Origin of the sequence: Dietzia maris, from assembly GCF_014144855.1 — a bacterium.
GTDB lineage: Bacteria > Actinomycetota > Actinomycetes > Mycobacteriales > Mycobacteriaceae > Dietzia > Dietzia kunjamensis.
Window position 1 is genome coordinate 1 of record NZ_JAALDN010000221.1, and the last position, 18,016, is coordinate 18,016.

19 protein-coding genes, 1 tRNA gene and 1 other RNA gene are annotated in these 18,016 nt (G+C 69.9%); 5 read left to right on the forward strand and 16 right to left on the reverse strand.

From position 1 onward, the window contains the following. Nucleotides 1-130: 130 nt before the first annotated feature. Nucleotides 131-253 (reverse strand): type B 50S ribosomal protein L36, encoded by a 123-nt coding sequence (gene ykgO, locus G6024_RS07715; RefSeq protein ID WP_003852698.1) that lies wholly within the window; start codon nt 251-253, stop codon nt 131-133. Between the two features lie 258 nt (nt 254-511). Between ykgO and nadE the strand changes: the two genes are divergently transcribed. Further along, on the forward strand, nt 512-1,381 hold the full coding sequence (gene nadE, locus G6024_RS07720) for an NAD(+) synthase (protein WP_159148410.1): 870 nt from the start codon (nt 512-514) through the stop codon (nt 1,379-1,381). Between the two features lie 21 nt (nt 1,382-1,402). Here the strand turns inward: nadE and G6024_RS07725 are convergent, their stop codons facing one another. The 11 genes from G6024_RS07725 to prfB all read right to left on the reverse strand — a co-directional run bounded on the left by G6024_RS07725 (nt 1,403) and on the right by prfB (nt 9,934). Next, a complete protein-coding gene (locus tag G6024_RS07725; protein WP_235027806.1) occupies nt 1,403-2,506 on the reverse strand; it encodes a serine hydrolase domain-containing protein in 1,104 nt (367 codons plus the stop codon). Nucleotides 2,507-2,600: 94 nt separating this feature from the next. Continuing rightward, nucleotides 2,601-2,673, reverse strand: a tRNA-Ala gene (locus tag G6024_RS07730). A gap of 158 nt (nt 2,674-2,831) precedes the next feature. Next, nucleotides 2,832-3,569 carry a DsbA family protein gene (locus G6024_RS07735; RefSeq protein WP_235027807.1) on the reverse strand — a complete coding sequence of 246 codons (738 nt, stop codon included), beginning with the start codon at nt 3,567-3,569 and terminating at the stop codon, nt 2,832-2,834. A 159-nt stretch (nt 3,570-3,728) separates the two neighbouring features. Next, nucleotides 3,729-4,102: a transfer-messenger RNA gene (ssrA, locus tag G6024_RS07740) on the reverse strand. Nucleotides 4,103-4,220: 118 nt separating this feature from the next. Further along, nucleotides 4,221-5,036, reverse strand: coding sequence for an EamA family transporter (locus G6024_RS07745; protein WP_478213482.1), 816 nt, complete (start codon nt 5,034-5,036; stop codon nt 4,221-4,223). A 29-nt stretch (nt 5,037-5,065) separates the two neighbouring features. Beyond that, on the reverse strand, nt 5,066-5,575 hold the full coding sequence (gene smpB, locus G6024_RS07750) for an SsrA-binding protein SmpB (protein WP_067712405.1): 510 nt from the start codon (nt 5,573-5,575) through the stop codon (nt 5,066-5,068). A gap of 72 nt (nt 5,576-5,647) precedes the next feature. Then, a complete protein-coding gene (gene ftsX, locus G6024_RS07755) occupies nt 5,648-6,550 on the reverse strand; it encodes a permease-like cell division protein FtsX (protein WP_159148411.1) in 903 nt (300 codons plus the stop codon). After that, nucleotides 6,550-7,239, reverse strand: coding sequence for a cell division ATP-binding protein FtsE (ftsE, locus tag G6024_RS07760; protein WP_159148412.1), 690 nt, complete (start codon nt 7,237-7,239; stop codon nt 6,550-6,552). Before ftsE ends, ftsX begins: the two co-directional genes overlap by 1 nt. 87 nt (nt 7,240-7,326) lie before the next feature. Beyond that, nucleotides 7,327-7,932, reverse strand: coding sequence for an Rv3103c transmembrane domain-containing protein (locus G6024_RS07765; RefSeq protein ID WP_159148413.1), 606 nt, complete (start codon nt 7,930-7,932; stop codon nt 7,327-7,329). Then, complete coding sequence (locus G6024_RS07770; protein WP_069388452.1) at nt 7,932-8,828, reverse strand: mechanosensitive ion channel family protein; 897 nt, start codon at nt 8,826-8,828, stop codon at nt 7,932-7,934. Before G6024_RS07770 ends, G6024_RS07765 begins: the two co-directional genes overlap by 1 nt. Continuing rightward, a complete protein-coding gene (prfB, locus tag G6024_RS07775) occupies nt 8,828-9,934 on the reverse strand; it encodes a peptide chain release factor 2 (RefSeq protein ID WP_159148414.1) in 1,107 nt (368 codons plus the stop codon). The genes G6024_RS07770 and prfB overlap by 1 nt, the downstream gene beginning before the upstream one ends. Nucleotides 9,935-10,105: 171 nt before the next feature. Here prfB and G6024_RS07780 point away from each other — a divergent pair, with 171 nt between their 5' ends. The 3 genes from G6024_RS07780 (at nt 10,106) to G6024_RS07790 (ending at nt 13,685) form a co-directional block, all read left to right on the forward strand. Further along, complete coding sequence (locus tag G6024_RS07780; RefSeq protein ID WP_069388450.1) at nt 10,106-10,909, forward strand: inositol monophosphatase family protein; 804 nt, start codon at nt 10,106-10,108, stop codon at nt 10,907-10,909. A 120-nt stretch (nt 10,910-11,029) separates the two neighbouring features. After that, nucleotides 11,030-12,430: an acyl-CoA dehydrogenase family protein gene (locus tag G6024_RS07785; RefSeq protein WP_069388449.1), complete on the forward strand. Its 1,401-nt coding sequence runs from the start codon at nt 11,030-11,032 to the stop codon at nt 12,428-12,430. 49 nt (nt 12,431-12,479) lie between these two features. Then, entirely contained in the window at nt 12,480-13,685 is a 1,206-nt protein-coding gene (locus G6024_RS07790) for an acyl-CoA dehydrogenase family protein (RefSeq protein ID WP_159148415.1), read from the forward strand. Nucleotides 13,686-13,765: 80 nt separating this feature from the next. Here the strand turns inward: G6024_RS07790 and G6024_RS07795 are convergent, their stop codons facing one another. The 3 genes from G6024_RS07795 to G6024_RS07805 form a co-directional block, all read right to left on the reverse strand. Then, nucleotides 13,766-13,945, reverse strand: coding sequence for a hypothetical protein (locus G6024_RS07795; protein ID WP_132063683.1), 180 nt, complete (start codon nt 13,943-13,945; stop codon nt 13,766-13,768). Nucleotides 13,946-14,052: 107 nt separating this feature from the next. Then, the gene (locus G6024_RS07800; RefSeq protein ID WP_069388447.1) at nt 14,053-14,763 is read right to left on the reverse strand and encodes a chymotrypsin family serine protease; all 711 of its coding nucleotides are present in this window, start codon (nt 14,761-14,763) and stop codon (nt 14,053-14,055) included. Between the two features lie 155 nt (nt 14,764-14,918). Then, nucleotides 14,919-15,533, reverse strand: coding sequence for a TetR/AcrR family transcriptional regulator (locus tag G6024_RS07805; RefSeq protein WP_069388446.1), 615 nt, complete (start codon nt 15,531-15,533; stop codon nt 14,919-14,921). Between the two features lie 178 nt (nt 15,534-15,711). Between G6024_RS07805 and G6024_RS07810 the strand changes: the two genes are divergently transcribed. Further along, nucleotides 15,712-16,839 carry an acyl-CoA dehydrogenase family protein gene (locus G6024_RS07810; RefSeq protein ID WP_194307325.1) on the forward strand — a complete coding sequence of 376 codons (1,128 nt, stop codon included), beginning with the start codon at nt 15,712-15,714 and terminating at the stop codon, nt 16,837-16,839. Nucleotides 16,840-16,855: 16 nt separating this feature from the next. On the opposite strand, the gene G6024_RS07815 is transcribed toward G6024_RS07810, so the two are convergent. After that, nucleotides 16,856-17,998, reverse strand: a complete 1,143-nt coding sequence (locus G6024_RS07815; RefSeq protein ID WP_159148417.1) for an FAD-dependent oxidoreductase — start codon at nt 17,996-17,998, stop codon at nt 16,856-16,858. Nucleotides 17,999-18,016: the final 18 nt, after the last annotated feature.

Here is an 18,016-nt window from a genome sequence, read left to right on the forward strand (position 1 = left end):
GCGGTCGCGAGGCCGCGGGGTCGCGGGGCGCGCCGGGGAGGCCACGACGACGAGGGGACGACGACGAGGGCCCGCCGCCGGCGAACCGGTGGCGGGCCCTCGAGGGTGCGTGAGGACTCACGCGGACATGTCAGCCCTGGCGGGCCTTGAAACGGGGGTCCTTCTTGTTGATCACGTAGACCTTGCCGCGACGACGGACAACCTGGGCGCCCGGCTTGTTCTTCAGCGACCGAAGGGACTTGCGGACCTTCATCTGGCGCTCCTTAGGCTCTCGGGGCGGCCGCTATGGCCGCCGACACGACTGGGGATCACTGTGCGACACGTCCGTCCCGAAAGGCCGGATGTACGACACACAACTGGTCCATCGTAACGGACTGCCCGACCAGAACTCCAACCGGCGACGGAGGGCGCCCCGCCCGCACCCCGACCGCACCCCGACCGCGCTCCGGGTACTCGCGGCCACCGGCGGAGATGTCACGCGGTCGTCACACGTGGTTCCTATGCTGACGCCATGACCGAGACCACGACAGACCGCGCTGCCGCCCTGCGCGCCACCATCATCGCCGAACTCGGCGTCCGTCCCGACATCGATCCCGCGGAGGAGGTCGAAACGCGGGTCACGTTCCTGGCCGACTACCTCCGTTCGACCCCCGCCACGGGCTTCGTCCTGGGGATCAGCGGCGGGCAGGACTCCACCCTGACCGGCCGGCTCTGTCAGCTCGCCGCGGAGCGACTGCGGGACGAGGGGATGTCGCGCGCCCGGTTCGTGGCGATGCGCCTGCCCTACGGCGAACAGTCCGACGAGGCCGACGCGCAGGCGGCCCTGGAGTTCATCCGTCCGGACGAGAGTCTCACGGTGGATGTCCGCCCCGCGTCCGACGCCGCCTCCGAGGCCGCCTCCGCCGCACTCACGGCTCTGCCCGACGAGGCGGGGCCGCTCCGTGACTTCGTCCGCGGCAACGTCAAGGCGCGTGAGCGGATGATCGCCCAGTACGCCGTGGCCGGGCAACTGAACCTCCTCGTCGTCGGCACCGACCACGCCGCCGAGGCGGTCACCGGCTTCTTCACCAAATACGGCGACGGCGGGGTCGACCTGACCCCCCTGACCGGTCTCACCAAACGACAGGGCGCGGCACTGCTACGCCACCTCGGCGCGCCGGACTCCACCTGGCGCAAGGTCCCCACCGCCGACCTCGAGGACGACCGGCCGGGCCTGCCCGACGAGGTCGCCCTCGGCGTGACCTACGCCCAGATCGACGACTACCTCGAGGGCCGCGACGGCATCCCGCCCGAGGCGTCCGCGCGGATCGAGCAGCTGTTCCTGGGCTCGCGCCACAAGCGCACGGTGCCCGCCACCCCGCTCGACACGTGGTGGCGCTGACCGGTCCGCGAGGACGGGTCGTCAGCGCAGCAGCGACCAGACGGTCTCGAGCGCCTCGGTCGTGCCGGGGACGTCGAAGGACTGGGTGGTGAAGACCGCCGCGGCCCGCCTGGTGCCGCGGTCGACGTACCCGATCGTCCCCAGTCCCCCGGCCCAGCCGACCACGCCGCCCGGGCGCACCTCCACCTGGAACCCGTAGCCGCAGCCGGGCCCGAGGAAACCCTCCGCACTCGCCCGCTGCCGCGCTGTCAGGTGGTCGGTGGCCATCAGCCGAGCACTCTCCGGGTCGAGCACCGGGCCACCGTCGACGAGCACACCCAACAGCTCCAGATAATCGCCCACCGTCGCGGCGAGGCCGCAGGCGAGGGACTCGAAGACCGGCGGCACCGCGAACCTGCCCGCGGTGTCCAGTGGCGAAACCCTGCCGTCGGGCCCGAGGCCGTACGAGGTGGGGAGACGGGAGAGGTCGGCCGTGAACCCCGTGTCGGCCAGCCCCAGTGGCCCGGTGACGTACTCGGCCAGCAACTCGGTCACGGATGAGCCGGTGGCGCGGGCGAGGAGCGCCCCGAGGACATCGCTGCTGGTGTGGTACCACCATTGCTGGCCCGGCTGGCCCGCGAAGGGCAGCTCCGCCAGGCGCCGGAGATACTCGTCCGGCGCGACGGCCGGGGCGTACGGTCCCGGGGCGACCCCACGGTCAGACATCGCCTCCGACAGCGCGGGGTTCTCCCCCGCCCAGCCGACCCCCGCGGTCATGGTGAGCAGGTGCCGCAGGGTGACGGGCCGCTCGGCCGGGACCGTGTGGTCCGGCGGGCCGTCCGGCGTGGCCAGCACGCGAGGGTCTGCCAGTTCGGGCAAGAACGTGTCCACCGGGTCGTCGAGGGTCAGTACGCCTCGTTCCACGAGACGCATCGCCAGGATCCCGCCGACCGGCTTGGTGTTGGACGACAGTGGGAACACCGCGTCCTCCCCCAGCGCGGGTCCGCCCACGGTACGGGCTCCGCCGGAGACGATCCTGGAGCGCCCGCTCTCGCGGACGCCACAGACGTACCCGACCAGCCGACCGTGGTCGACGAGCGCGTCGAGCACGTCGACGACGTCCGTGATCTCCCCTGGTCCCGCCACACCCCGACACTACGACCGCGGACCGGATGGCGGAAGACGCCAAATGGCGAGATCCCGGGACATCGTTTCCGTTGTCCCGGGATCTCGTCCTCGGTGGAGCTAAGGGGACTCGAACCCCTGACCCCCACACTGCCAGTGTGGTGCGCTACCAGCTGCGCCATAGCCCCGTATCCATTTGTCCGCCGCTCACCTCTCGGTGACCGGCCCGACCTAAGTTACACCACCACGGTTCGGGCCTCCAAATCGGGCCCGGCCCCGCCGGGAAGGGCGGGGCCGGGCCACACGTACGTACCCGGAACGAGCACCGGGCGGTTCTCCGGACGAGTTACGCGATGATGTCCTGGAGCCAGGCGGCGTTGCCGATGTCGACGACCTCGCCCTCGTGGGCGACCGTCGGGGTGGACACGCGATCGGTGATCTCGCGGATGCTCTGCTGGGCGTTGTCCGCACTGTCGGAGGCCTTGTCCATGCCGCCGTTGGACTCGACGTTGCCGATGCACTCGACCGAGTCCGCGTTCGCGCCGGCCGATTCCGCGATGTCCGCCAGCTCGCGGGCCGAGAGGTCGCCGCCGCCCTCCCCCGGCTGCTCGGCGAAGAACGCATTCTTGACGTCGAAGAACACGGGCAGGGAGTCCTTGGCCGCGACACACTGGATGGCCGCGAGCGCGCGGGTGGAGTACTCACCGGAGCCGGACTGGCCGTTGAGGAAGTTCAGGGTGTGGAACTCGACCTGCAGATCCCCGGCCTCGACGGCCTCGGAGATGGACTCACCGTACTGCGCCTCGAAGGAGCCACATGCGGGGCACATGTAGTCCTCCCAGATCTGGACGGTCGGTGCCTCGTCCGGGCCGACGACGACCACGCCGGTCTCGGTGATGTCGATCAGCTCGTCGTTGGTCTCGCCGAACGTGATGGGGTTGGCCTCGCCGCCCCGCTGGGCCATCCAGACGACGCCTCCGAGGACCACGACGGCGACCGCGATGAGCGCGACCACGGTGATGATCATCCCGTTGTTGGACTTTGTCTGGAGGACCTTGGTGTTCTTGTTGGGCTTGGCGTTCACGTGTACGCAGGCCTTTCTCTACTGGGAGACCGTCGACCTCTTCCGGGTGACCGGCACTACGCCAGAGGGTACCGAAGCGGCGGGAGCGACCCCGCGCGCGCACCATCGATGCAAATGCACCACACCCCCGGTCGGTGTCGACCGGGGGTGTGGCCCGAATGGTGGAGCTGCCGGGAATTGAACCCGGGTCCTCCGCAGCATCGGCAGGGCTTCTCCGTGCGCAGTCCGCGTTGGCCTCTACTCGGATCTCACCCTCATGCGGACATGTCGGTGATGACGATCCCAGTCACTGTGTGATGTCCCGACCCACCCCGTGACCGGGTGAGCCGGTGATCTCTCTGAATGATGCCGGTGACCGGGGCGAGAGCGACCCCGGGCCGACAGACTACGGGCTCGCTATCAGGCAGCGAGGGCGTAGTCGCGCTGATTGGTATCGGCGCGTAATTGGTTGCCACGACGCTTACGGTGGTCTCTGGCCTGCACCGGCACGCTTCCCCTGCGTCAACTCACGTAGTCGAAACCAAGTCAGCCCCGTCAGGACCGCCGACTTCCGCCGACGGACTCCCCACCCTACCCCGGTGACACGCCGCCCGCCAGGGTGATCCCGCTCTCCCCGGTCAGGCGAGCACCCGGTTCAGCCGAGCACCCCGTTCAGCCGAGCGCGAGCAGGGAGATCGCCACCCCCGCCAGGACGAGTCCGACCATCTGGACCGCGCGCATCCGCTCCCCGCCGTGGGCGATCGCCAGCGCCACGGTGAAGGCGGGGTACAGAGCCGCGATCACACTGACCAGGGAGAGCATCCCCGCCTGCGAGGCGAAGTAGAAGGCACCGTTGGCGACGGCGTCGAACACGGCGATCACCACGCCGATCGCGATGAGACGCCGGGAGAAACGGAATGACTCGCGGGCTGCGACCGCGGCGACCAGCAGCATCACCGTCGCCCCGATCCGCGAGGCCGCGACCGGCCACAGGCCCTGGCCCGGCGGCACCTGCGCCAACAACACGAAGAACGCGGCGAACGCCAGCCCGGAGAAGAGCGTGAGCCCCAGGAGACGACGGGTGAGGCGCCCGTGCAGGGCGGACGAGCCGTCCCGGCTCTCCATGGAGACCAACACGGTCGCCACCAGCGCGAGCGCCATGCCCGCCCCCGCCGCGGGCGCGGGCCGCTCCCCCGCCGCCAGACCGAACGCCAGCGGAACCGCCGCCGCCAGGACCGCCGTGATCGGCGAGATCACACTCATCGGCCCGCGGGAGAGTGCCAGGTAGAACGACCACACCGCGACACCCGAGGCCATCCCGGAGGCCAGGCCCCACCCCAGACCGACCCCGGTCGGCGACCCACCGGCGACCAGGGCAGCGACGCCCACCAGCACGATCGACAGCGGATAGGAGACGCTGACCACGCGCAGCACGCGGGCGCGGCGGGAGGCCACACCGCCGAGGTAGTCGCTGATGCCGTACGCCACCGCCGAAGTCGACGCCAGCGCCACCGGCATCATGCCCGCATGCCCTTGATCTTCCTGCCGAGTTCACGCACGGCCTCACGCTCGGCGGTCCGGCGGGCGATGTCGTGGCGCTTGTCGTGCGCCTGCTTGCCCCGTGCGACGGCCAGCTCGACCTTCACCCGGCCGCCCACGAAGTAGAGCGACAACGGGACGAGGGTGGCGTTGCCGTCGCGCACCTTGCCCACGAGCGAGTCGATCTCGCGGCGGTGCAGCAGGAGCTTCCGGGCACGCTTCGGGGCGTGGTTGGTCCAGCTCCCGTGCGAGTACTCGGGGATGTGGAGTCCGCGGAGCCAGACCTCGCCGTCGTCGACCGTCGCGAACGCGTCGACCAGCGAGGTCTTGCCCTCACGCATGCTCTTGATCTCGGTGCCGACCAACGCGATGCCGGCCTCGTGCGTCTCCAGGATCTGGAAGTCGTGCCGGGCCTTGCGGTTGCTCGCGACGATGCTCCCGTCGGAGCCGAGGGACGACGCGCCCTTCTTCTTGTTCTTCTTGGCCACGTCGCCTCACCTCCTGATTGCCGTGCCCTCGCCGCCGTTCCGCAGCCCCCAGAGTCTAGATGGAGGGCGCGTTCAGTGCCGAACCGTGAGCCTCAGGGTGATCCAGGCGGTGAGCGCGGAGACCACCGCGCCCGCCACGACCAGCCCCGGTGCGAGGAGAAGGATGTCGGGGGTGGTGATCCGCTCGACCAGGTTCGCGCGGTAGGCCTCCGCCAGCACCCTGTCGAGGAAGACGTTCTTGGCCACCAGCAAGCCGCCCACCGCGAGGAGGGCACCCGTCACCGCCGCGATCACCGCCTCGAGGACGAACGGCAATTCCGTGTACCAGCGGCTCGCGCCCACCAGTCGCATGATCCCCAGGGCGGTCCGCCGGGTGAACGCCGCGATCTGGGTCATGTTGGCGATGAGCAGGACGGTGGCCAGCAGCTGGACGACAGCGATCGCGAAGGCCGCGTTGCGGACCCCGTCGAGGACGGAGAAGACCCGTTCGACGAGTTCGCCCTGCCCCTGGACGATCTCGATGCCGTCCACCTCCGCCAGGTCACGCGCCACCGCCTCGGCCCGCGTGGGGTCGGTCAGCGTGAGGGTGAACCGTGAGCCGAGGGCGTCCGGCGAGGTCGACTCCACCAGCACCGGGTCCGTCGAGGAGAACAGGTCGACGAACTCGGCGTAGGTCTCCTCGGGGTTCTTGTACTCCACCGACGCCACGCCCGGCGTCGTCTCGAGCCGCTGGAGGATCCGGCCGCATTCCGCCGCGCAGTCCGGATCCTCCACCGAGATCGACCGGTCCACGTAGACGCGGAACTCGTTGAGATAGTCGTACTTGTCCTGACTCGCGGACGCGGTCATGGCCACGAGCAGGCCCGCCCCCAGCATGCCCAAGGCCACCGCCGTCGTGATGATCATGGCCGCCGTCATGGACAGGTTGCGGCGCAGTCCCTGCCCGACCTCGGAGGCGACGAACCCGGCGGCCATCAGCGGTCCACCCCGTAGGTCCCGCGGGTGTCGTCGCGGACGACCGAGCCGTCGACCAGTTCCACCACGCGGCGCCGCGAGCGGTCCACGATGTGCCTGTCGTGGGTCGCCATGAGCACGGTGGTCCCCGTCCTGTTGATCCGGTCGAGCAGGAGCATGATGTCCTCGCTGGTCTCGGGGTCGAGGTTGCCCGTCGGTTCGTCCGCCAGCAGCAGCACCGGGCGGTTGACGAACGCCCGCGCGATCGCGACCCGCTGCTGTTCCCCACCGGAGAGTTCGTGAGGTCGGCGATCGGCCTTCCCGCCCAGCCCGACCATGTCCAGGGTCTCCGGCACCACCTTGTCGATGGTCCGGCGGGACTTGCCGATCACCTGCAGTGCGAACGCGACGTTCTCCGCGACCGTCTTGTTCTCCAGCAGACGGAAGTCCTGGAACACGCAGCCGAGAGAACGTCGCAGCACGGGCACGTCGGAGCCCTTCATGCGCGTGAGGTCGTGACCGGCGACGGTGAGGGTGCCCGAATCCGGGCGGTCCTCGCGGAGCACGAGCCGCAGGAAGGTGGACTTGCCCGATCCCGACGCACCGATGAGGAACGCGAACTCGCCGTCACCGATCTCCACGCTCACGTCGGACAGCGCCGGACGCGTCGAGGACGGGTACGACTTCGTCACACGGGAAGCAGTGATCACACCAATAGCCTAACGCCACACAGGCCGCAGGCATGCGGGAGCGGTCGAACAACGCGGCGGCGGCCCCGGCGCGGCCACCCGGCGGCGCTACCCTTCGAGGGCGCCGCCGGGCACCGAGGTCTCCCCGGCGCCCGGGGCCTCCTGCTGCAGCTGCGGTTGCGACTGCTGGTCGGGCTGCTGCTGCGGGGACTGTTGTTGCTGTTGTTGCTGCGGGGACTGTTGATCGGCGCCTCCGGGGAGCCCGTCGGCACCCGTCGCGGTAGTGCCGGTAGTGCGTGAGCCCGTTCCCGTGGGGATCGGAGGCGAGCTCGAGGTCGGGGCCGTGGTGTCGGTGGTCTGATCCGTCGGCGTGGACGACGGGTCGACCGGCTCGGCCGGTTCCGAGGTCCCGGTGGACTCCCGCTCGGGCTGCGGCCTGAAGGCGACCACCGGCTCGTCGCGGACGAACAGATACAGCGCGCCCGCCAGGACGAACGCGCCGAGGAGGATCGCGGTCGTCCGAGACATCCTGAAGAACTCGACGAGCAGTGCGACGATCCACGGTCTCGCACGCCGCGAGGGTGCGTCCGGTGGTGGGGTCCCCCCCAACCCGAGCGGATCGGGCCGGTCGAGGATCGGGTCGTCGTCGATCGCGGCGCCCTGCGGGGACGTCTCGTCGGGCCGGACCGTGTCATCATCCCTGTGCCGGGCCATCAGACGCTCCCCTCTCCGGTCTGCGGTCGCAGCATCCCGGCGCGGATGGCGGCCAGCGCCTCCGGCTCCAGGACGATCCCCTCCTGGCGGAAGCGGCGGAGGATGACGGCACGCATCCGACGGCCCACCTCCCACTGCATTCCCGGCTTGGTCCGGGCGAGCAGTCGGATGACGGTCTGCTCGAGCCTGATCGACTGCACACCCATGACCGACGGCTCGTCGAGCACGTACTCGCCCACACGATCGTCGTGGACGATGTCGCGACAGACCTCCGCGAGCACCTCGTGCGCCTTGTCCATGTCGGCATTGTTGGGCACGGGGACGTCGATGATCGCACGAGCCCAGTCCTGGGACTGATTGATCGCGGTGACGATCTGACCGTTGGGGACGATGACCGCCTCGCCGTCCAGGGTGCGCAGCCGGGTGACCCGGAGCGTGACGTCCTCGATCGTCCCGGCGGCGACGCCGGTCGCGGTGGTGAGTTCGACGATGTCACCGTAACCGTACTGACGTTCGGCCAGCACGAAGAAGCCAGCGAGGAAGTCCTGGACGATCTTCTGCGCGCCGAAACCCAGCGCGGCGCCGAGGACGGTGGCCGGCGCCACCAGCGTGACGAGGTTCACGCCGAACCTCAGCAGGATCTGGATGCCGAACAGGATGTACAGCATTCCCACCGCTACGTAGGAGACGACCTGGACGAGGGAGTGGAGGTGCTTGGACTCCTCCGACCACAACTCCTTGTCGGCGTTCCTCGCGTCGATCCGGCCGGTCCACATCCGGGCGATCTTGCCGATCGCCCGGGTCATCAGGGCGGCTCCCAGGACGAGGAGGACGACCTCCAGGCCGTCGTTGCTGAGCCAGTTCAGGACTCCGCTGAAGTCTGTCCGGAAGGCCACTAGGCGTCCGCCCCCTCCCGCATGCGCCATCGGATACCGGCCTCGATGAACCCGTCGATGTCACCGTCGAGGACCGAGGACGGGTTGTTCACCTCGTACTCGGTGCGCAGGTCCTTGACCATCTGGTACGGGTGCAGAACGTAGGACCGCATCTGGTTGCCCCAGGAGGCGTTGCCACCCGCACCGAGCGCGTCCATGGCGGCCCGCTCCTCCTGGCGCTTGCGCTCGAGCAGTTTGGCCTGCAGCACTTTCATGGCGGCGACCTTGTTCTGCAGCTGCGACTTCTCGTTCTGACAGGTCACGACGATCCCGGTCGGGACGTGGGTGAGGCGGACGGCCGAGTCGGTGGTGTTGACGGACTGGCCACCGGGACCCGAGGAGCGGTAGACGTCCACCCGGACCTCGTTCTCCGGCACCTCGATGGAGTCGACGGTCTCCACGACCGGCAGCACCTCGACCTCGGCGAAGGAGGTCTGGCGGCGGCCCTGGTTGTCGAACGGGGAGATCCGCACCAGCCGGTGCGCTCCCTGCTCCACGGACAGCGTCCCGTACATGTAGGGGTCCTTGACCACGAAGGTGGCGGACTTGATCCCCGCCTCCTCAGCGTACGAGGTGTCGTACACCTCGACCTTGTGGCCGGCCTTCTCGGCCCACCGGATGTACATGCGCATGAGCATCTCTGCGAAGTCCGCGGCGTCCACGCCACCGGCACCGGCACGGATGTTGACCACGGCGTCACGCTGGTCGTACTCACCGCTGAGCATCGTCTTGACCTCCATGGCCTCGACGTCCTCACGCAGGCTGGCGCGTTCGGAGTCCGCCTCCTCGACGGCGCCGTCGCCCTCCTCCTCCGCCAGCTCGTACATCAGGGGCAGGTCCTCGATCCGCTGCCGCAGATCCCGGCAGCGGCGCAGGTCGGCCTGGATGTAGGACAGCTCGCTGGTGACCTTCTGCGCCCGGTCCTGGTCGTTCCACAGGTCCGGGTCGGCGGCCATCTGCTCGAGCTCGTCGACGCGTCGGGCCAGCTCCTCGATGTCGAGGACCTTCTCGACCGTGGTCAGGGTCGCGTCGAGGGCAGCGATGTCGGCAGAAACGTCAGGGTGCACGTTATCCGACTCTACGCGGCCCGGGCGCCTTCCAGCGTTTGCCCACCCGCCCCTTCCGCGTGGCCTGCCGCGCCTCCGATCGTCACCCCCGCCGGTAGCGTCGGATGCCTCGGACCCGCTACCGCTCGTGGTCAGTGAGCCGCTACGACCAAGTGGAGGAAGTGAACGTCCATGGACACCCGACAACCGGGCCCCCTGCACGACGAGTCCACCGGGGGGATGACCGACGCCGATCTGGCCGCCCGCCTCGTCGTCGACGCCGGAAACCTCGCGCGGCGACTGCGCGAGCACGGGCTCGACGTCCGGCGCAAGACTTCCGTCTCCGACGTGGTCACCGAGGCCGACGATGCGGCCGAGCGGCACATCACCGCACTCCTGGCCGCCCACCGTCCGTCCGACGGCGTCCTGGGCGAGGAGGGCTCCCTCGTCGCGGGCGACGGCGAACGACGGTGGGTCGTGGACCCGGTGGACGGCACCTACAACTTCGTCTCCGGCTCCGACTACTGGTGCTCGGCCGTCGCGGTCACCGGTGAGGAAGACTATCTGCTCGGCGCGGTCCACCGACCGGTCACCGGGGAGACCTTCGTCGGCGGTTCGGACGTGCCGACGCGCCGCAACGGGGTACCCGTCGCGCGCCTGGCCCCCGGTGACCTGGCCGCCGGCAGCCTCGCCACCTACCTGCACCCGCCGTTCTTCGACGATCCCCAACTCGCCGAGCCTTTCCACCGCGTGAGCCGTGGCGCGGCGACCATCCGGATGCTCGGGTCCGGTTCCGTGGACCTGGCCTCCGTCGCGTGTGGGATCCACACGGTGTGGTGTCAGCACTCCTGCCCCGAGTGGGACTGGCTACCCGGCCGCGCACTCGTCGAGGGGGCGGGCGGGGTGTGCGCGACCGTCGAGGTGGGCGGCTACGACTGGTTCGTGGCCGGCCGCCCGGGTGCGGTCGAGCAGACGGTCGACCTCCTGCGCGGCTGACACCCGTCCGACCCACCGGCGGGACGGACGGGTTCGAGGAAAGAGTGGCGCACGGAACTTACTCCGAAGTAAGGTGTCAGGGACAGCACCGTCCACCGTCCGTCACGAGAACAGCTGGTGATGATGAGCAAGAACCCCACAGCCCCGTCCACGACCGGACGCGCGGAGACCTCGACACCGGGTAAGAACCCCGCGCGCATCGACGCCATCGGCGCCGCCATGCGCGCGCTGACCACCATTACCGGGTCGGAGTTCGCCGAGCGCTTCGGCCTGCGGCAAAAGGTCGACCGGGTCACCTACGAGGCCACCAAGACCGGTTTCAAGACCCTCGGTGCAGCGACCAAGTCGTTCAAGAAGGTCTCCGGCGGCGGCGCACCCAAGCGTCTTCCCGACTCCGAGGCCCGGCCCGACCTGTTCGACCTCACGCTGGACGAGGACCAGCAGATGATCTCGCAGACCGTGCGAGAGTTCGCCGCCGAGGTCATCCGGCCGGCCGCGCACGACGCCGACGCCGCCGCCGAGGCACCCGCGTCGCTGCTCGAGCGCTCGGCCGAGATCGGCGCCACCATGCTCAACGTGCCCGAGGAGTTCGAGGGCATCGCGTCCGAGCGCGGTGTGGTGACCAACTCGCTGGTCGCCGAGGCCCTGGCCTACGGCGACATGGGCCTGGCCCTGCCGATCCTGGCCCCCTCCGGCGTGGCCACCACCCTGACGCAGTTCGGCTCGGACACCCAGCAGAAGTCATACCTCCCGGCGTTCGCCTCCGAGCAGGTCCCCGCCGCCGCCGTCGTGGTGGCCGAGCCGCAGCCACTCTTCGACCCGTTCAATCTCAAGACCACCGCCACCCGCACCGTCGGCGGGTTCACGCTCAGCGGCGTCAAGTCGATGGTGCCCACGGCCGGCAGCGCGGAACTCTTCGTCGTCGCCGCCTCCCTCGACGGCGCGCCGACCTTCTTCGTCGTGGAATCCGACACCGACGGACTCGTGGTGGAGGCCGACCCGTCCATGGGCCTGCGCGCCGCCGGCCTCGGCCGACTCGTCCTCACCGACGTCTCCCTTCCCGCCGACGCCATCCTCGGTGGCGCTGACGTCTCGCCGGAGGACCGGTCCTCGGCCTACGCCGACGTCATCCGCCTGTCGCGTCTGGGCTGGGCCTCCCTCGCCGTGGGCACCTCCCACGCCGTCCTGGACTACGTGACCCCGTACGTCAAGGAGCGTCACGCCTTCGGCGAGCCCATCGCCCACCGGCAGGCGGTCGCGTTCGCCGTGGCCGACATGGCCACCGAACTCGACGGCATGCGCCTGGTCACCTGGCGCGGCGCCGCCCGCGCCGAACAGGGACTGTCCTTCGCCCGCGAGGCCGCGCTGGCCCGCAAGATCGCCGCGGACAAAGGTATGAAGATCGGCCTCGACGGTGTCCAGCTGCTCGGTGGCCACGGGTTCACCAAGGAACACCCGGTCGAGCGGTGGTATCGCGACCTGCGCGCCGTGGGAGTGGCCGAGGGCGTGGTGGTCCTGTGACGTCCGCCCGCTCCGCCACACTCCCGAACCGGACCAAGGACCTGAAGCGATGATCAATCTCGAAATCCCCAAGAAGCTGCAGGCGGGTGCAAACCAGGCCCGCCAGGTGGCCATGCAGATCTTCCGACCCATCTCCCGCAAGTACGACCTCGCCGAGCATGAGTACCCCGTCGAGCTGGACACCCTCAAGGCCATGATGGAGGCCATGGAGGACGCCGGTCAGGCGGCCTCCGGCGCCACCATGGGATCAGGTCGCGCACCCCGGCGCGAGGGCGTGTCCAACGGCGGCAATATGAAGTCGCTGCTCAATGCCATCGAGACCTGCTGGGGCGACGCGGGATTGACCTTGTCCGTCCCCGGCCAGGGGTTGGGTAACTCCGCCATCGCCGCCGTGGCGAGCGACGAGCAGATGCAGAAGTTCGGCCGGGTGTGGGCCTCGATGGCCATCACCGAGCCCGAATTCGGCTCCGACTCGGCCGCCGTCTCGGCCACCGCGCGGTTGGACGGCGACGAGTACGTCATCAACGGCACCAAGATCTTCGTGACCTCGGGCCAGCGCGCGGATCACATCGTGGTGTGGGCGACCCTGGACAAGAGCAAGGGCCGCGCCGCGATCAAGTCCTTCGTCGTGCCCCGGGACCATCCCGGCGTCTCCGTCGACCGGCTGGAGCACAAGCTCGGCATCCGGGCCTCGGACACGGCGCAGATCAGCTTCACCGACTGCCGGGTCCCCAAAGAGAATCTTCTGGGCGATCCGGAGGTCCGCGTGGACAAGGGCTTCGCTGGTGCCATGCAGACTTTCGACAACACCCGGCCGCTGGTCGCCGGCATGGCCGTGGGCGTCGCCCGGGCCGCGCTCGAGGAGATCCGCACCCTCCTCGAGGAGGCCGGCATGGAGATCGACTACGACCGTCCGGCCACCAGCCAGCCGGCCGCCGTCGCCAAGTACCTCGACCTCGAAGCCGACTGGGAGGCTTCCTACCTGCTCACGCTCCGCGCGGCGTGGATGGCCGACAACAAGATGCCCAACACCAAGGAGGCGTCGATGTGCAAGGCCAAGGCCGGGCGCACGGGTTCCGCCGTGACCCTGGGCGCGGTCGAGCTGGCCGGCAGCTACGGCTACTCCGAGCGCAGCTTCCTGGAGAAGTGGTCGCGCGACTCCAAGATCCTCGACATCTTCGAGGGCACCCAGCAGATCCAGCAGCTGGTGATCGCGCGCCGGATCCTGGACCTGTCCAGCTCCGAGCTCAAGTGAGCTGACCCCGGCGCGATCACCGCACTGAGCGGCGCCCCCGCGGACATTTGTCCGCGGGGGCGCCGCCCGTTTCGGCCGGCTCACTCCAGCCGACTGATCGGCGTCCACGACATGATGGTTCCGCACTGTCGGCAGATGTGGACACGGTGACCGTGGTCGAGACTGCCGCTGCGACCGGCATCCCAGCCGACGAGGACCCGGTCGGGCCCGAGTTCATGCCCGTACGGGCAGTGGGTGGGCGCGTCCTCGGTCCAGAGCATGGAGCGGACGGTAGCGACGGGGTCGGACACAGACGAGGGCCCGGTACCGACCGCGTCGGTACCGGGCCCTCGTCCGCCTCTCGCCCACGGGGCGGGGTGCCGGGCGGTCAGGCCATCCGGAAGCCGCTCCCCGGCCAGTCGCGCGCGGTGGCGTCGGCGACGATCGCGTCGAACGAGTACGCCACCGCCGGCAGGAAGAACGGAGTCTGCGCCGGGTGGATACACGAGGGCAGGATGGGGCCGATGCTGCCGGCCGATCCCGCGTCCGGCGGCATGTGCCCGCCGGAGAGGAGCCCGACGAGACGCCCCTCGCGGATCACGGGGCCACCGGAGTCGCCGTAACCGGCACAGGTGTGGGTCCAGAACCGGTCGCCCTCGCGCTGCCACGTGATGCCACAGGTGTGTCCGGTGGTCAGCCCGTCCTTGCAGACGACGTCACCGAACTGCGGCGCGGGTCCGCGGCCCACGATGCCCGCCTGTCGGACGGGGACGGCGACGCCCGGGTCCAGACGGATCACGGAGTAGTCGAGGATCTCGTTGCGGGTGGCGATGGTGCCGATCACGCCGGCACCCGGGTCGTCGCGGAGGATCACCGGGGCGTCGATCCGCTCACTGCAATGGGCGGCGGTGAACGCGACTGGCGCTCCGGAGTCGTCGTACCCGGCGGCGGTAATGGTGCATCCGGCCACTCCCCCGACCAGAACAGGGGTCGCACCCCCGACGGGCACGGCGGCTTGGGCAGCTGCGGGCGCCATCAACGTGGCGGCACCGGCCATCACGGCCGTCGCGGCGAGCTTCGCCACACGGGTGAGCCTCATGAATGTGTCCTTCCCACCCCGGGCGGACTGCCCGGGTATACGCCCTCGACAGCGTAGCGGCGATCAGCCGCCGGTGCACCACGCGCGGGCCGGCTGGAGCCCCACCACCCGTGCGGCGCTGGCCCCGACACGTCGGATCCCGGCCGATCCCCCGGTCAGCGGCCTTCGACGATGATGCGGATGGAGGGCCGCTCGTCGGGGTCTCCGCCGATCTGTGCCCAGATCCCCGCGACGACGGGCTCGAGGAACAGCTCGCCCACCTGACCCATGAGCGTGCGGACCACCTGGACCTTGTCCGAGGCCCGCGTCGAGGCGTGGCCACCGCGCCGCAGACTGTCGACCTCCCTGGTGGTGAGCTCGACGATCGCCTCGAGAAGCGGGACACCCCGGCCGTCGGGTTCGAGGAGGGCCCGGTTGATGTACTTCACCAACATCGGGTTGCGCTCGAGCATCTCCCGCACCGCGGCGTCGCGGGCCGCCACGACCTCCGCTGCTGATCCGGAGTGCTCGACCGTCGCCAGTGCGGCGACCACCTGCTCCACCACGAGCTCGTCGACAGCGCGGCGCAACCCCTCCTTGGTGCCGAAGTGGTGCTGGATCAACCCGATGGTGACCCCCACCCGGGCGGCGACCCGTCGCATCGAGACCCGGTCCTCGCCGTGATCGGAGTAGAGCTCCAGCGCCGCGTAGCGGATTCGCGCGCGGGCGGTGAGGTCACCGTCAGCAGAGCGCGGGACACCGTCCCCCGACCCGGGTTCCGTTGCGCTCACTCGCCCCACCTCGTCTCGCCGCGACGTGCGACGCCCGAGGGCGCCGCCGGAAGGTCGACCATACACATGCATGTCAGACAATGCAGTTGTATGGTGGGGATCGTCATGGCCGTCAACCGGCCCCGTCCCATCGCTGGAGTCCCCCGTGCTAGAGACCGCCCCCTTCCGATCCCCGTGGATGACCGACGATCTGGATGCACTGCGCGCCCACACGCGTGCGTTCCTGGAGAAGGAGACCGTGCCGCACCTCGAGCGCTGGGCCGAGCAGGGCGCCGTCGACCGTGAGTTCTGGAACAAGGCCGGCGACGCGGGCCTGCTGTGCATCTCCATCCCGGAGGAGTACGGCGGGGGCGGCGGCACGTTCGCCCACGAGGCCGTGATCGCCGAGGAGCAGACCCGCGCCCTCGACGACGGCTGGGGCAATTCGGTGCACAGCACGATCGTGGCCCACTACATCGTCCAGTACGGCACCGAGGAGCAGAAGCAGCGGTGGTTGCCGAAGCTCGCGACCGGCGAGATGGTCGGCGCCATCGCGATGACCGAGCCGGGCGCCGGGTCCGACCTGCAGGCGCTGCGCACCTCGGCGGTGCGCGACGGTGACGACTTCGTGGTCAACGGTGCCAAGACCTTCATCTCCAACGGTATGCACTGCGACCTGCTCGTCATCGTCACCCGCACGGGTGGCGAGGGCGCGCAGGGCCTGTCCCTGCTGGTCGCGGAGACCACCGACCTGCCCGGCTTCGACCGGGGCCGCAAGCTCGACAAGATCGGCCTGAAGTACCAGGACACGATGGAGTTGTTCTTCGACGACATGCGGGTGCCCGCCGGGAACATCCTGGGCGGCGAGGAGGGCGTGGGCCAGGGGTTCATCCAGCTCATGCAGCAGCTCCCGCAGGAGCGCCTCATCATCGCGGTGACGGCGGTCGCGGCGGCCGAGACCGCCGTGACGCTGGCGACGGATTACGCCAAGGAGCGCGAGGCGTTCGGCAAGCCAATCCTCAAGTTCCAGAACCTGCGTTTCGAGCTGGCCGAGTGCAAGACCGAGGCGCTCGCCTCGCGCACCCTGCTGGATCACTGCATCGGCCTGCATCTCAAGGGTGAACTGGACCCGTCGACGGCGTCGATGGCCAAGTACTACTGCACCGACAAGCAGTGCGAGATCATCGACCGCTGCCTCCAGGTTTTCGGTGGCTACGGCTTCATGACGGAGTACCCGATCGCCCGCATGTACGCCTCGGCCCGCGTGCAGAAGATCTACGGTGGCACCAACGAGATCATGAAGGAGCTCATCTCGCGGACCCTCTAGAGTTCGTCGGCGACAACTAAAGCTCGGCGACGATCGCCCGGACGGCGTCACGGCCCGCCCGGTTGGCCCCCACGGTCGACTGGGACGGGCCGTAGCCGATGAGGAACAGCCTCGGCTCGTCGAGGGCCCGGCCCTCCGCCACCCGGATGCCTCCCTCGGGGGTGCGCAGGCCCAGGGGCGCGAGGTGGGCGACCGCGGGTCGGAACCCGGTCGCCCAGAGGATGACGTCCGCGCGTTCGAGTCGACCGTCGGGCATCCGCACCCCGTCGGGTTCGATGCGGGTGAACATGGGGTGGCGGACCAGGACACCGCGCTCGTCGGCGCGCTCGATCCACGGGGCGCGGTACATCCCGGTGACGCGGATGATGCTCTGCGGGGGAAGTCCCTGCGCGGTGCGCTCGGCGACCCGGTCGATCGCCGCGGAGAAGTTCTCCGGGGCGGGGTCCGTCTCCCACTCGATCTCCCGCCTGGTCACCCAGAGGGTGTCGGCGACGCGCGAGATCTCCTCGAGCAGCTGGGTGGCGGAGATGCCGGCGCCGACGATCACGACGCGCTGTCCGGCGAACTCCTCGGCCTCGACGTAGTCGTGGACGTGGAGCTGTCGGCCGCGGAACGTCTCCTGGCCGGGGTAGTACGGCCAGAACGGTCGGGTCCAGGTGCCGGTGGCGTTGATGACGTAGCGCGCCGCCCAGGCCTCAGGGCGGGTGTCACCGCCTGGATCGGTGACGACGACGAGGTGGTCGGACTCCGGCCCGTCCCGCCCGGGCGTGGGTCTGCGGACCGAGCGCACGCGGACCGGCCGCCGGACGTCGAGCCCGAATCGGTTCTCGTAGTCGGCGAAGTAGGGCGGCAGGACGTCCCGACTCGGGGCGGTGCGGTCGACATCGGGGACGGGTCGGCCCGGCAGCTCGAAGATGCCGTTGACCGTGCTCATGGTGAGGGATTCCCAGCGGTGCCGCCAGGCCCCGCCGGGGGCGTCCTCGGCGTCGAGCATGACGAAGTTGCGCTCCCCCGCCTCGGCACGGCCGACCGGCGCGAACCCCCGCCGCCTGAGGTGGTAGCCGGCCGACAGTCCGGCCTGGCCGGCGCCGATCACCACCACGTCGACCGGACGGGTGGGGCTCTCCTGATCGGGCGTCACGCCACCATGGTGGGCCATGCGGCTCCGGCGAGGACG